Source organism: Afipia clevelandensis ATCC 49720 (assembly GCF_000336555.1).
In the GTDB taxonomy this organism is placed as follows: Bacteria; Pseudomonadota; Alphaproteobacteria; order Rhizobiales; family Xanthobacteraceae; genus Afipia; species Afipia clevelandensis.
In genome coordinates, this window is record NZ_KB375281.1 from 2,057,165 (window position 1) to 2,070,381 (window position 13,217).

The 13,217-nt window shown below is 61.2% G+C and carries 11 protein-coding genes and 1 tRNA gene; 2 read left to right on the forward strand and 10 right to left on the reverse strand.

The features are described from left to right. Positions 1 to 20 precede the first annotated feature (20 nt). The 9 genes from HMPREF9696_RS09835 to HMPREF9696_RS09875 all read right to left on the reverse strand — a co-directional run bounded on the left by HMPREF9696_RS09835 (position 21) and on the right by HMPREF9696_RS09875 (position 8,831). Positions 21 to 953, reverse strand: coding sequence for an MBL fold metallo-hydrolase (locus HMPREF9696_RS09835; RefSeq protein WP_002712841.1), 933 nt, complete (start codon positions 951 to 953; stop codon positions 21 to 23). 182 nt (positions 954 to 1,135) lie between these two features. Then, positions 1,136 to 1,211, reverse strand: a tRNA-Lys gene (locus HMPREF9696_RS09840). A 179-nt stretch (positions 1,212 to 1,390) separates the two neighbouring features. Continuing rightward, positions 1,391 to 1,981 (reverse strand): Spy/CpxP family protein refolding chaperone, encoded by a 591-nt coding sequence (locus HMPREF9696_RS09845; protein ID WP_002712842.1) that lies wholly within the window; start codon positions 1,979 to 1,981, stop codon positions 1,391 to 1,393. A 122-nt stretch (positions 1,982 to 2,103) separates the two neighbouring features. Then, positions 2,104 to 3,390 carry a TRAP transporter large permease gene (locus HMPREF9696_RS09850; protein WP_002712843.1) on the reverse strand — a complete coding sequence of 429 codons (1,287 nt, stop codon included), beginning with the start codon at positions 3,388 to 3,390 and terminating at the stop codon, positions 2,104 to 2,106. Further along, on the reverse strand, positions 3,387 to 3,944 hold the full coding sequence (locus tag HMPREF9696_RS09855) for a TRAP transporter small permease (protein ID WP_002712844.1): 558 nt from the start codon (positions 3,942 to 3,944) through the stop codon (positions 3,387 to 3,389). The genes HMPREF9696_RS09850 and HMPREF9696_RS09855 overlap by 4 nt, the downstream gene beginning before the upstream one ends. 71 nt (positions 3,945 to 4,015) lie before the next feature. Beyond that, the gene (locus HMPREF9696_RS09860) at positions 4,016 to 5,008 is read right to left on the reverse strand and encodes a TRAP transporter substrate-binding protein (RefSeq protein WP_002712845.1); all 993 of its coding nucleotides are present in this window, start codon (positions 5,006 to 5,008) and stop codon (positions 4,016 to 4,018) included. Between the two features lie 193 nt (positions 5,009 to 5,201). Then, positions 5,202 to 6,764 (reverse strand): 2-isopropylmalate synthase, encoded by a 1,563-nt coding sequence (locus HMPREF9696_RS09865; RefSeq protein WP_002712846.1) that lies wholly within the window; start codon positions 6,762 to 6,764, stop codon positions 5,202 to 5,204. A 363-nt stretch (positions 6,765 to 7,127) separates the two neighbouring features. After that, positions 7,128 to 7,760 (reverse strand): hypothetical protein, encoded by a 633-nt coding sequence (locus HMPREF9696_RS09870; RefSeq protein ID WP_002712847.1) that lies wholly within the window; start codon positions 7,758 to 7,760, stop codon positions 7,128 to 7,130. Between the two features lie 120 nt (positions 7,761 to 7,880). After that, entirely contained in the window at positions 7,881 to 8,831 is a 951-nt protein-coding gene (locus HMPREF9696_RS09875; RefSeq protein ID WP_002712848.1) for a polyphosphate kinase 2 family protein, read from the reverse strand. Positions 8,832 to 8,930: 99 nt separating this feature from the next. Between HMPREF9696_RS09875 and HMPREF9696_RS09880 the strand changes: the two genes are divergently transcribed. After that, the gene (locus HMPREF9696_RS09880; RefSeq protein ID WP_002712849.1) at positions 8,931 to 9,716 is read left to right on the forward strand and encodes an ATP-binding cassette domain-containing protein; all 786 of its coding nucleotides are present in this window, start codon (positions 8,931 to 8,933) and stop codon (positions 9,714 to 9,716) included. After that, the gene (locus HMPREF9696_RS09885; protein WP_002712850.1) at positions 9,713 to 11,272 is read left to right on the forward strand and encodes an ABC transporter permease/substrate-binding protein; all 1,560 of its coding nucleotides are present in this window, start codon (positions 9,713 to 9,715) and stop codon (positions 11,270 to 11,272) included. The genes HMPREF9696_RS09880 and HMPREF9696_RS09885 overlap by 4 nt, the downstream gene beginning before the upstream one ends. Here the strand turns inward: HMPREF9696_RS09885 and HMPREF9696_RS09890 are convergent. Then, positions 11,269 to 13,002, reverse strand: coding sequence for an LTA synthase family protein (locus tag HMPREF9696_RS09890; RefSeq protein ID WP_002712851.1), 1,734 nt, complete (start codon positions 13,000 to 13,002; stop codon positions 11,269 to 11,271). The genes HMPREF9696_RS09885 and HMPREF9696_RS09890 overlap by 4 nt on opposite strands. Positions 13,003 to 13,217 lie beyond the last annotated feature (215 nt).

Consider the following 13,217-nt stretch of genomic DNA (forward strand, 5'->3'; position numbering starts at 1 on the left):
GCGCCGGATGAACGCTTCGGTTAGCGGCGGCGATAGAGACCTTCCTCGTTCACCTCGACCCGTCCATCCGAGACGAGTTCAGCCAGATGCTGCGAGATCGACCGGGTTTCAGCATCCACCACCCATGGACTGTCATGACCCGGGGGATACAGCAACCGCTGCTCGACCAGGTCTGCAAGCGTCTTCGGCGATGGCGCGAGCAAATCCAGCAGGCGCTGCTCACGTTCATCCAGCTTGGCGGCGTAGGCGGCGAGATCGCGCAGGAAATGGTCGCGATCGGTGTAGACGCCCCGGTGGTGGGCCGTCACCCAGACTTTCGCGGGAATATCCGGCAGCAACCTCAGGCTCCGGCGGAAGTCGCTCAGACTTGAGGAAGCATCGCCGTAGTAGGGCCCGAAGCCGGTCAGGTCGATATCGCCGATGAACGCCACGCCTTCCGGCTCAATGAGGAGGACACAGTGCCCGGCGGTGTGACCGGGCATATGGAAAGCGCGAACCTTGACCTGGCCGAGGTCCCACACCGCGCCATCCTGATAACCCTGCGCGTCAGGCCGCGGCGCGTAGAAAAGATCACGCCGGAATCGCGTCAGCATCTCCGGAATGCGGGCCTGATCCGTCGTTCCGAAGGCCGCGATCAATCCTTCCGGACTGCGGGCAGCCGGCAAGTCGGCGTCATGCACATAGACAGGTGCATCGGGGAGCCGATGCAGACCGGCCATATGGTCCTCGTGGACATGCCCCATCACAACCAGGTCGGCGGCATCGAATTCGGGACCGATATAATTTGAAACGAGCACCGTATCCAAAGCGGCGTGCGTGTCCGAACCTTTCACGATGACCTGATTGCCGTCGGGATACTTTCCGTTCTTGTCGCCGAAGAAAACCGAGACCCGTCCGAAATCGGCGCGAGGCGGCTGGGGGCGGGAGACGGCTTTGCGCGCCGCGGCGTCCATCGTGAGAGTCCTTCCGTAAACCTTGGCGGACCAGTACGATCATCAACGCCGCCGATAACGTCACGTAGCAGGCGGGCGCGCGTGACCGCAAATCGCAATCAACGAAGTGTAGAGGGGAAAGTAGTGGCAGATCGCCGCGGCGCTTTTTGCGCGGATCGGATCAGCAAACTGTCTGATATGGATGGTGGGCGATGTAGGGCTCGAACCTACGACCCGCTGATTAAGAGTCAGCTGCTCTACCAACTGAGCTAATCGCCCGAATGCCCGGCGGCGGACCGTCGGGACGGCGTCGTTTAGCAAAGCGAGTAGGCCATGTCCAGCAATGTGACCGCTTTTTCCCGGCCTGAAACCACAGGAATTCGGAGGCTTTATGGGCAAGAAAAACCGCCGGAAATCCGGCGGTTTTGATCGTTTCGGCCGGTCCGGTTCCGGCAGCTTTAAAGCCGCTCGGAGCCGCCATCGCGGTTCGGGCCGCGATCCCGGTCGAATCGGCCGCCGTCCATGCCGCGCTCGAAGCGCCCGCGCCAGCCATGATGGCCGCCCATTCGGGTCAGCATCGACAGCCGCCGCTTCTGGCCATCGTCCAGCGTCTTGTAGAGCGGATCGGCGGCATCGGCGATCTTCTTCAGGCCGGTCGCAGTTTCGGCCATCCTGTCGGCCCGCTCGCGCAGCCGAGCCACCGGATCGCGGGACTGATCGGCCACCGCAGGCTTTTCGTCCTGCGCGCCCTTCTGCTCCTGCGCGGCACGGCGCGCATCGCGCTCGCTGGCGCGCGCATTGGCCTGCGCCATGCGCTGCTTGGCGAAATCGCGCACCGCGGTCTCGACCGGAGGCCACAGCTTTTCCTGATCGGGCGTGAGTTTGAGACCGGCCTTCACGGACGCAATCTTCGCATCGAGAAAGGCGGCCCGATCCTCCATGCTCATACGATGATGATGGTGGTGGTGATGGTAGCGGTGCTGCGCATAGACGGCCGTGGAGCCGAGGATCGCAACCGCCGCGGCGCCGGCAATAATAGCTTTCTTCATGGGGGCATCTCCGAGGTGACGTCCCTCGAAGATGACACCGCGCCGCCCGCTTTCAACTTAAGGTTTCGATAGCTAGGTGAACGCGCATTCATTCCGGCGCGCGTTCACCTATCAAGATTGTCCTACTGCTTTCCGAAAATCGCGTTCGGCAGCGCCAGCGAAATTTCCGGCACATACGTGACGACAATCAGGAATGCCAGCAGCAGCAGCAGCCAGCGCCATGATGCGGCAACGACCTTCATTAGAGGCATTCCGGTGATGCCCGACGCCACGAACAGATTTAACCCTACGGGCGGCGTCACCATGCCGATTTCCATGTTGACCACGAAAATGATGCCGAGATGGATCGGATCGATGCCGAGCTTCACCGCCGCCGGGAAAATGATCGGCGCCACGATCAGGATGATCGCCGACGGCTCCATGAAGTTGCCGGCGATCAGCAGGATGATGTTGACGATGATCAGGAACTGCCAGGGCTTGAGATCCGCTTCCAGAATCGTGCGCGCGATATCCTGCGGGATCTGCGCCGTGGTGAGCACATGGCCGAACAGGAACGCATTGGCGATGATGAACATCAGCATCACCGTGACGCGCGAGGAATCGGTCAGCACCTTCGGCACATCGCTGATCCTGAGATCGCCGTAGATGAAAACCGCCGCGATGAAGGCATAGACCGCCGCGACGGCCGCAGCCTCGGTGGGCGTGAAAATGCCGCCATAGATGCCGCCCATCACGATGACGATCAGGAGAAGTCCCCAGATCGCATCGCGGAACGAGGTCACGCGCTCTTTCCAGGACGCCTTGGGCTGGCGCGGCAGGTTCTTGATCCGCGCCACGACATAAATCGCGACCATCAGCAGCGCGCCGAGCAGGATGCCCGGCACTACGCCCGCCATGAACAGCCGTCCGACCGAGGTTTCCGTTGTCGCCGCGTAGACCACCATGACGATGGACGGAGGAATCAGGATGCCGAGCGTGCCCGCATTGACGATCACGCCCGTCGCGAATGACTGGGTGTAACCGACCTTGACCATGCCTGCGATGACGATCGAGCCGATTGCAACCACCGTGGCCGGCGACGATCCCGAGACCGCCGCGAAGAACATGCAGGCCATGACCGATGCGATCGCAAGACCGCCGGGCAGATGGCCGACGGTCGAAACCGCGAAGTTGATCATGCGCTTGGCGACGCCGCCGGTGGTGAGGAAGTTGCCGGCGAGAATGAAGAATGGAATGGCCAGCAGGGTCGACTGCTCCATGGTCTGAAAAAATTTCAGGACCAGCGAGGCGATGCTGTCGGGTTCAAACAGCAAAATGACCGCCAGCGAAGACAGGCCCAGCGCGATGGCGATGGGCATGCCAAGGATCAGGAAGGTGAAAAGAAGAATGAACAGAACGGTCGTTGTCATCGGGACACCGCCGTTCCATCGGGATTCGCATCGCCGCCGACATCGCGGATGGCGTCATGCGCCTCATCCGCCAGTTCGTAGCCGCTGGATTTGCCTGTCGCGATTCGCCAGGCCATTTCGAGCAGACGATACAGCAGGAGTGCAAAGCCGATCGGCAAGCACAGACTGAGCACCCAACGCTCCACCGGGATATCTTCGGCCTCAACGCCCATGATCCGGAGGCGGGCAATGTAGACGTATGCTCCGTAGAGCATGAGGCAGGTGTAGAGGACGCAGAGCGCCACGACGAGAAGACCGACGGCGCGCTGCGCCGGCGCGGGAAGCAGCCGGACCATCGCATCGACGCCGATATGGGCCTTCACCCGGACGCCGTATGAAATTCCGAGGAGCACCAGCCAGCCAAACAGATAAAAATTGGCCTCAAGCGCCCACAGCCATCCGGCATTGAAACCATACCGCATGACGACCTGGCTGAACGTCAGGACCGTCATGGCGCATAGCAACACCGCAAGAATGCTCTCTTCGAGCCGGTGCAATACCGATCGAAATGACACAGCGTCCCTCCCCCAGGGCTATCCAGACGTTGGCGGCCGCGGATCATCGCGGCCGCCGTATTGCTACACTGTCAGCTCTTGCCCGCGCCGTTGGCCTTCTGGGCAGCCTGAATCAGATCCTTGCCGATTCCGCCTTCAAACTTTGCCCAGACCGGCTCCATTGCCTTCTTCCACTCGCCGCGCTGCGCGGGCGTCAGCGTATGAATCTTGGCTGACGACTCCGAGATCTTCTTGCGAGCATCGAGGTTCAACTGGTCGGCGGTATCGTTGTTGACCTTCGTCGCTGCCTTCATGGCAGTCTTGAGACCGGCCTGAATGTCCTTCGGAAGGCCATTCCACCAGCTTGCATTGGTCACGACCATGTAGTCGATCACGCCATGCTCGGTTTCGGTGAAATCCTTCTGCACTTCCTGATACTTCTGCGAGTAACAGTTGGACCAGGTGTTTTCCTGACCATCCACCGTGCCGAGCTGGAGCGCCTGATAGACTTCGGCAAACGCCAGCTTCTGCGGATTGGCGCCGAGCTGCTGAAACTGCGCCGCCAGCACATCGGAAGGCTGCACGCGGAACTTGAGGCCCTTGGCATCGGCAGGAACGAGCAGAGGCTTGTTGGCAGACATCTGCTTCATGCCGTTGTGCCAATAGTCCAGCCCGATGAATCCTTTCGAGGCCATCGAGGTCAGCAGCTTCTGCCCCTCCGGTCCTTGCTGAAAACGATCAATCGCGCCGACATTGTCGAACAGGAACGGCAGATCGAACACCTGAAGCTGCTTGGTAAACTTGTCGAACTTCGACAGCGAGGGCGCAATGATCTGCACATCGCCCAGCGCGAGAGCTTCCATTTCCTTGGCATCGCCGTAGAGCTGCGAGCTTGGATAAACCTCGACCTTCACCTTGCCCGGCAGAAGTTTCTCGGCCTCTTCCTTGAATTTGAGCGCGGCCTGACCCTTCGGCGTCTTTTCAGCGACAACATGGCTGAACTTGATGACGATCGGGTTGGCAACGGCCGGTCCGGCGAAAGCAAGGGCTGCAACCGATGCAGCAGCAAGAATCATTTTCTTCATGTGTCCTCCTCAGGCACGTCATTGTTCATTGTTGATGTGTCGGTCAAAGCGAACCGACCCCGACTTGGGCGCAACATCGCAGAACCCGCGCGCCAATACCATAGCCCGTTAGCAGGGACCCCTCGTGCTGCAACGCAAAAGAGCGGCGCATCGTTAAGATGCACCGCTCCTGATTTTACCGTTAATCGCGAGATCAGTGACCCGCGGCAGCCGCCGGCATGTCACGCTGCTTCTTCATGACGATCTTGTTCAATGCGCCGAGATAGGCCTTCGCCGAGGCCACCAGCGTATCGGGATCGGCCGCGCGCGACGTCACCGAACGCCCGTCCTGCGACAGACGCACCGAAACTTCCGCCTGCGCATCGGTTCCCGCCGTCACAGCGTGGACCTGATACAGTTCCAGCTTGGCCTCGTGCGGCACCAGCGACTTGATCGCATTGAACACCGCATCGACCGGGCCATTGCCCTCGGCTTCCTCGATCTTCTGCTGACCGTTGATGTCGAGCTTCATGGTGGCGCGCTGCGGACCGCGCGTGCCGGCGATCACCGACAGCGACAGCATGCGAATCTGATCGTGCGACTGGGCCATTTCCTCGTCGACCAGCGCCTCGATGTCCTCGTCATAGATATCCTTCTTGCGGTCGGCCAGAGCCTTGAACCGTACGAAAGCGTCCTCGAGCTGGTTCTGCGCCAGCTTGTAGCCCATCTCTTCCAGCTTGTGGATGAAGGCGTGGCGGCCGGAGTGCTTGCCCATCACCAGCGAGGTCTGCTTCACGCCGACCGTTTCCGGCAGCATGATCTCGTAGGTCTGCGCGTTCTTCAGCATGCCGTCCTGATGGATGCCGCTCTCATGCGCGAAGGCATTCCGCCCGACAATGGCCTTGTTGTACTGCACCGGGAACGAGGTCGCGGCCGCCACAGATTTCGATGCGCGGGTCAGCATCGTGGTGTCGATGTTGTTCCAGTACGGCAGCTTGTCGTTGCGCACGCGCATCGCCATCACGACTTCCTCGAGCGCGGCATTGCCTGCCCGTTCACCGATGCCGTTGATGGTGCATTCGATCTGCCGCGCGCCGGCGCGCACGCCGGCCAGCGAGTTCGCCACCGCCATGCCGAGATCGTTGTGGCAATGGACCGAGAACACGGCCTTGTCGGCATTCGGTACGGTTTCGCGCACCCGCCTGAACAGGTCGTAGTATTCCTCCGGCACGCTGTAGCCGACGGTGTCAGGAATGTTGATCGTCGTTGCGCCGGCCTTGATGGCGGATTCCACGCAGCGGCACAGGAAGTCGAATTCCGTGCGGGTGCCGTCCTCGGAGGACCACTCGACGTCATCGGTGTGGTTACGCGCACGGCTGACCTGCGAGATCACCATCTGATGCACGTCTTCGGGCTCCATCTGGAGCTTGTATTTCATGTGGACCGGCGAGGTGGACAGGAAGGTGTGGATGCGGCCGCGCCGTGCCGGGCGGATGGCTTCGGCGCAGCGGTCGATGTCCTTGTGGGCCGCGCGGGAGAGACCGCAGACGACCGCGTTCTTGGTGCGCTTGGCGATTTCACGGACGGCCTCAAAGTCGCCGTCGGACGCGATCGGAAAACCGGCCTCGATGATGTCGACGCCCATATTGTCCAGCAACTCGGCGACTTCGAGCTTTTCCTCGAAGGTCATGGTCGCGCCGGGGCACTGTTCGCCGTCACGCAATGTGGTGTCGAAAATAACGACGCGGTCCTTGTCGGACTTGTTCGCGGTGGTCATGGAGAAATTCCTCTGGTCAGATGCGCCACATCGGGGCGCTCGGGTTTCGTTGCTTTCGTCGAACCCCTGAGTGCCCAGGCACACACGCCCAGACGGCCCTCAGGGGCAGCTAAGAAGCAGAAGCCCGCCAAGAAGGGACGACGCAGCAGCCGGGCGCACGCGAAGGCTGGCGGCGAATGCCACCTCTTCCTGCCGTCCCTGGATACCGCCGCGAATCATCAATTCAATCCCCGAAAAACGCATGATCGGCTGCAACCGTTGACGGTTGGTTGCCGGCGCGTCTGGTGACCTGTTTCTAGACGAGAAATGCGAGCCCCCGCAACGCCAAAAAACAGTCAGTGAGACTGTCCTATTGAAGCGCGATCAGGAGGCTGGCCGGGAGCGGGTGAGATCGCCAGGGGGTCTCTTGATCAGAGAGTCCGAGCCCAGCACAGCATGCTTCAGGTTTTTCACGGTCGCCGTGATCTTCGCCAGTCCGCAGGATAGCGCGTCATCCTTGCAAGCAGCCTTGGCGCGAACGCGCGCCGGAGGGACTGCAGCGGGCTGCTTCGCAACGACCGCTGGCCTCACCGGCGCTGGTGGCGCAGCCGGCTTCATCTGGCTGTCGATGGCCGCAAGCGCCTGTCCAGGATCCAGAGCCTGCTCAGGCGTCTCCGGATTCGTCTCCAGAAACGCCAAATATTCCTGATCCATCCGCTTCAATTCCTGCGGCGTGGGTTTCGGTCCCGCGATATCGAAATGGCGGTTCTGCATGAAATCGAAATAGGTGTAGCCCCCGCCGGGCTTGCGGCGGCCCGGAAACTTGGCATCGCATTCCGAAATGATCTTTGCCCGGGCATCCTTGGAGAGACCCGGCTGCTCAGCGCCGCTGGAGCAGTCTTCAAAATCCCGAGGGCTATAAATCTTCCACCATTCGGCGCGCAATGAACCTGCGCCCAACGCGACGCACAGGCCCGTCAGGATAACCAACATCACAGACTTGCGCAGATCAGCCACTCGTCAAAATCCTCGCCCGATGTTGTGGTATTTCCAATAACGCCGCCGGGCAACAAGCTATACACACCCTGTGAATTGCGGGGGCACGTCATCACAATCCCACAATCCGTCAAAGTTCCATCAGGCGTTGCCGCTCTTCTTTGCCCTGGAATTGCGGATATCCGCCTGCTCCTCTTTCTCGAGCGCGGCCCTCACCTTTTTCAGTTCACCCGCATCGTTCTTGTCGACCTCGGGATATTTCAGGTCGAGCTTTTCCATCGCGCTGACGATAGCCGAACTGATCACCACGCGCGCGAACCATTTGTGATCCGCCGGCACCACGATCCACGGCGCATGCTTCGCCGACGTGTGCCGGATCAGATCCTGATAGGCCGCCTGATACTTGTCCCACAGCTTGCGCTCGGCGATATCGCCCAGCGAAAATTTCCAGTTCTTTGCCGGATCTTCGAGACGGTCCAGAAACCGCTTGCGCTGTTCGTCTTTCGAGACGTTGAGGAAGAACTTCAGGATCAGCGTGCCGTTGCGTGCCAGATATTTCTCATAGGCCGCGATATCCTCGAAGCGCTCGCGCCAGATATTTCTTGTCACGAGTTCCTGCGGGATGCGCTGCTTGGCCAGAATGTCGGGATGGACACGGACCACGAGCAGTTCTTCGTAATAGGACCGATTGAAGATGCCGATGCGCCCGCGCTCGGGCGCACACTTCGTCGTCCGCCACATGAAGTCATGATCGAGCTCCTTGGTCGAGGGCTGCTTGAACGAATAGACCTGACAGCCCTGCGGGTTGATGCCCGACATCACATGCTCGACGGCGCTGTCCTTGCCCGCAGCGTCCATGCCCTGAAAGATCAGCAGCACCGACCACCGGTCATGCGCATAGAGCTTTTCCTGCAGATCCCGAAGCCGACCGCGGTTCGCATCAATGATCCTGTTCGCAGTTTCCTTGTCGAGATCGCCCTTCTCGCCCGGCTTCTGCGACTTGAGATGAAACTCTTTCGTACCGTCGACCCGGAATGGATCCACATAGGACTTCAACTGCCTTGAATCTGCGGACTTGCCGTTCTTCGCCATGCCGGAACATGCTCCATTGATCGCCGCAAGGTACACGGCACCGCGCTGCTTCGCTAGTCGTGACATCGACAGGCCGAAAGCAATGGTCCATCATGCGGCATGACCAGCGCCGCGCATGCGATCACTTTCAGGAATGTCGGCAAGAGTTTTGAAAACGGCCGCATCACCGCGATTGACGATCTGTCGCTCGACGTCGCGGCGGGAGAATTCCTGGCGGTTGTCGGCGGCTCCGGCTCGGGCAAAACCACGCTGCTGCGGCTGGCCAATCGGCTGATCGCGCCGGACAGCGGCACGGTGCATGTGCAGGGTCGCGATCTCCGTGACACCGATGCGATTACGCTGCGCCGAAGTATCGGCTACGTCTTCCAGCACGGCGGACTTTTTCCGCACATGACTGTCGCCGAGAATATCGGGATCACACCGCGGCTGCTCGGCACGCCGGCGCGGGAAATTTCCGCGCGGGTGGACAACCTGATCGAACTCGTCCGGCTGGAACAAGACCATCGTGATCGCTTCCCGCATGAACTGTCCGGCGGCCAGCGGCAGCGGGTCGGCGTGGCCCGCGCGTTAGCCGCAAAGCCGGCCATGGTGCTGATGGACGAACCATTCGGTGCGCTCGATCCCCTTACCCGCGACGCGCTTGGCGAGGATTATCGCGCGCTGCATCGCAGCCTGGGACTCACCACCGTCATGATCACCCATGACATTACCGAGGCCCTGCTGCTGGCGGACCGTATCGCGGTGATGCATGCCGGGCGCCTGATTGCGCAAGGCGATGCGCGGATGCTGTCCGGCAGCGCCGATCCATATGTTGGCGAGTTGCTCAACACACCGCGCCGCCAGGCCAGTCGCCTGCAGGAACTGCTGCCGAAAGGCGCGGCATGAGTTTTCTGTCCGATCCGCGCTGGAGCGACGCGCTGACGCGACTGCCTGACTATCTTGGCAGCCATGTCCGCGTCAGTCTCGCAGCCATCGCGCTGGGTCTCGCGGTCAGCTTTCCGCTGGCGCTGATGGTGCGGCGGAGGTCGGTGCTGCGCGACCTCGCGCTTGGGATCGCAAGCGTCGTGCAGACCGTCCCGGGTCTCGCGCTCCTGGCGCTGTTCTATCCGCTGCTGCTGGCGCTAGCAGGCCTCTCGCTGCAGTGGTTCGGCTACGGATTTTCCGCGTTCGGCTTCCTGCCTTCGGTGCTCGCGCTGGCGCTCTACAGCATGCTCCCGGTGTTGCGAAACACCATCACGGGCCTGCAGGGCATCGACCCCGCAATTCTGGAAGCCGCAGAAGGCGTCGGCATGACGCCGCAGCAATCCCTGATGATGGTCGAACTGCCGCTTGCGCTGCCGGTGATCATGGCGGGAATTCGGACCGCCGCCGTCTGGGTGATCGGCACCGCCACGCTCTCGACGCCGATCGGCCAGACCAGCCTCGGCAACTACATCTTCGCCGGATTGCAGACCCAGAACTGGGTGTTCGTGCTATTCGGCTGCGCGGCAGCGGCTGCGCTGGCGCTGATCGTGGATCAATTGCTCGCCCTGATCGAAAATGGCCTGCGACTGCGCAGCCGGGCACGCATCGCCCTCGGCTGTCTCGGCCTCATTGCGCTGGTCGCCGCCACGCTGACACCGTCCATGGCGCGTACAAAAACAGCTTATGTCGTCGGCGCAAAAACATTTACAGAGCAATACATCCTTTCATCGCTGATCGCGCAGCGGCTGCAGGCGGCCGGGCTCACGGCGTCGCGGCGCGAGGGGCTTGGCTCGAACGTGATTTTTGAAGCCCTCGTCTCAGGCGACATCGACGTCTACGTCGACTATTCCGGTACGCTGTGGGTCAATCAGTTCAAGCACACCGGCATTGCGCCGCGTAAGGAATTGCTCAACGCGCTGGCCGCCGAACTGAAAGACAAATACGGCATCGCCCTGCTCGGCGAACTCGGCTTCGAGAATGCCTATGCGCTGGTGATGCCGCGCAAGAAAGCCGGTGAACTCGGCATCCGCACCATCGCCGATCTTGCGCCGCGCGCCTCGGCGCTTTCGATTGCGGGCGATTATGAGTTTTTCTCGCGTCCGGAGTGGGCGTCGATCAAGCAGGCCTACAATCTGTCGTTCCGCCTACAGCGCCAGATGCAGGCGGATTTCATGTATGCCGCTGTGGCGTCCGGCGAAGCCGACGTGATCGCGGGCTACACCAGCGATGGGCTGATCGCGAAGTACGACCTCGTGACGCTCGGTGATCCGAAAAGCGCGATCCCGCCCTATGATGCCGTCGTCTTGATCTCACCGAAGCGTGCTAACGACACCAGGCTGCGCGACGCCTTGCAGCCGCTGCTCGGCAAAATCAGCATCGAGGCGATGCGCGAGGCCAATCTACGCGCGGCCGGCGGCAACGGCGACAGCTCGCCGGACAGCGTTGCCCGATGGCTATGGGACAGAGTTTCGCGCTAGAGATTCTTCACAAAACCTGCGTCGATCAGCAAACGATTGAACCGCTTCGCTTCTGCGCCATCCTTGCAGGCATAGAACAGGCCCTTGCAGCGGAGCATGATCTTCTTCTGCTCGGCGAATGTGGAATCGAGAGGGATGCCCGCCGCATCCTGAACCGCAAGCGGCAGATAGGCCGCATCCAGCGTCTCCAGCGCCAGCGACATGTCCGGCCTGTAGTTCAGCGCGTCGATTGCGTAGTAGGTTTTGTAGTAGCGCAGATCGTGGGTCATGATCCGGTTGGCCAGCGACTCCTGCGGCAATTTCGGCTCCAGCAGCTTCTGCGAGATCGCGGGCTGGTGATCGCCGAAGCGCACCAGCAGGAACGGATCGTTCGGGTGATCCGCTTTCAGCCGCGCCACAAAATTCTTGTAATCCGCCGCCGTCATTGCCTGACGGCGAATATACTCATCCACTTCGGCAGTGTTGCCGGGCGCTGTCCAGCCGGGAGGCGTCAGGTCCGGACGATAGCTCGTGGTCCATGGAAAATGATTGGCTGTGAGATAGACCAGCACGAACAGCGGCTGATCGGCGTTCTTCTCGCGCGCGATCAGTTGCAGTGCCTGATCGAAATAGAACCGGTCGGGCTGCATGTCCTCGGCGACACCCATGTCCGCCATGTCGATGAAATTCTCGATCCCGGCGGAGGTCTGGAAATTGCGCGCGCTGAGGAAATCGCCATAGGTCGGATACAACGAGAAGGTGCGATAACCGCATCGCTGCAGCGCTTGCGGCAGTCCGCGCGAGATCTTGCCCGCCGCGATCCGCGTCACATAGAACTTGAGCTTGCCGAACGAGCGCGCCGACAGTCCGGTCAGTACATTGAACTCGGTGTACCAGGTCGGGCCGCCGGCGGATTCCGCCACGAACGCACGCTGTTTGCCGTCCGCGGACTTGAAGTAGTCACGATAGTTGGCAGGCACCTTGATGCCGGGCGCGGCACTGATATCAAAGCTCGACTCATCCAGCACCATGATGATGTTCGGCCGCTTCTTCCCCGGCTCGCATTCGGCGAGCGGCGTTGCACGCGCCGAACCGATCAGGTTCGGTGGATCGGCCTCGATCCAGCCGTTCGATGTCAGATGCGACACCGAGACGACGCCCGAGCGCACAAGGTTTGAAATGTGATTGACGCCCTGGAACGGCTCCCAAGGCTGCTCGGGATAGATCGCCGAAAGCCCTGTAATCGCGGCAACGCATGCGACCGCACCTGCGGTCGACACCGCGCGGCGGACCCGGAACGGGTCCGAAAGCCAGACGGCCCACATCACCGGCACGGCAATGATGGCGAGCATCCACACCTGTGTCTTCAGTTGCGGAAACACCGAGTGCAGGAACGAGACCGTGTCACGGTCGATGATCAGGAAATCGAGGAAGGTCAGCGTGAGCTGCGTGATCCCGTACTTGAATTGCGACAGCGTAATCAGGATCACGATCAGGGCCAGCGCCAGCACCGCGGAGACACCGGGACGCCGCATCACGATCAGGAACAGGAAATTCAGCAGCGCCCATGTCAGCAGCGCGACGGTGTTGGCGAACGGGCCGTACTCGACCGACGCAAGCACGCACACCGCCGCAACATGCGTCACCACGATCAGTGCGACGCGCAAAGTCCAAAGCCAGCCACGCGCGCGCAAGCGCGCCCAGATGCTCCGAACCCGGTTGAGATCGTTCGATGTCCCGACTGAGGTCATGATGACGCCCCGTCAGAACGAGACGCATCGGCCGCAACACGCGGCATTGGCGAAGGACAATTCAGCGGCGGCAACATGGCCTTTGACGCGAATACCAACCCGGCTCTGACGCCCCGCTGGCGAAGGCCAGAAGGCAACCGTGCGGCCGGTCACCGCAACGTGTCACAAAAGCGTAATCAAATCGTCATGCAGGGGCAATTCGCCCTTTGGCCGCA

Bases quoted from the DNA above. Each gene is read 5' to 3' on its own strand.
- HMPREF9696_RS09835 (WP_002712841.1), bottom strand. From the start codon at position 953: ATGGACGCCGCGGCGCGCAAAGCCGTCTCCCGCCCCCAGCCGCCTCGC.
- HMPREF9696_RS09845 (WP_002712842.1), bottom strand. From the start codon at position 1,981: ATGAAGAAAGCTATTATTGCCGGCGCCGCGGCGGTTGCGATCCTCGGC.
- HMPREF9696_RS09850 (WP_002712843.1), bottom strand. From the start codon at position 3,390: ATGACAACGACCGTTCTGTTCATTCTTCTTTTCACCTTCCTGATCCTT.
- HMPREF9696_RS09860 (WP_002712845.1), bottom strand. From the start codon at position 5,008: ATGAAGAAAATGATTCTTGCTGCTGCATCGGTTGCAGCCCTTGCTTTC.
- HMPREF9696_RS09865 (WP_002712846.1), bottom strand. From the start codon at position 6,764: ATGACCACCGCGAACAAGTCCGACAAGGACCGCGTCGTTATTTTCGAC.
- HMPREF9696_RS09875 (WP_002712848.1), bottom strand. From the start codon at position 8,831: ATGGCGAAGAACGGCAAGTCCGCAGATTCAAGGCAGTTGAAGTCCTAT.
- HMPREF9696_RS09880 (WP_002712849.1), top strand. From the start codon at position 8,931: ATGACCAGCGCCGCGCATGCGATCACTTTCAGGAATGTCGGCAAGAGT.
- HMPREF9696_RS09885 (WP_002712850.1), top strand. From the start codon at position 9,713: ATGAGTTTTCTGTCCGATCCGCGCTGGAGCGACGCGCTGACGCGACTG.
- HMPREF9696_RS09890 (WP_002712851.1), bottom strand. From the start codon at position 13,002: ATGACCTCAGTCGGGACATCGAACGATCTCAACCGGGTTCGGAGCATC.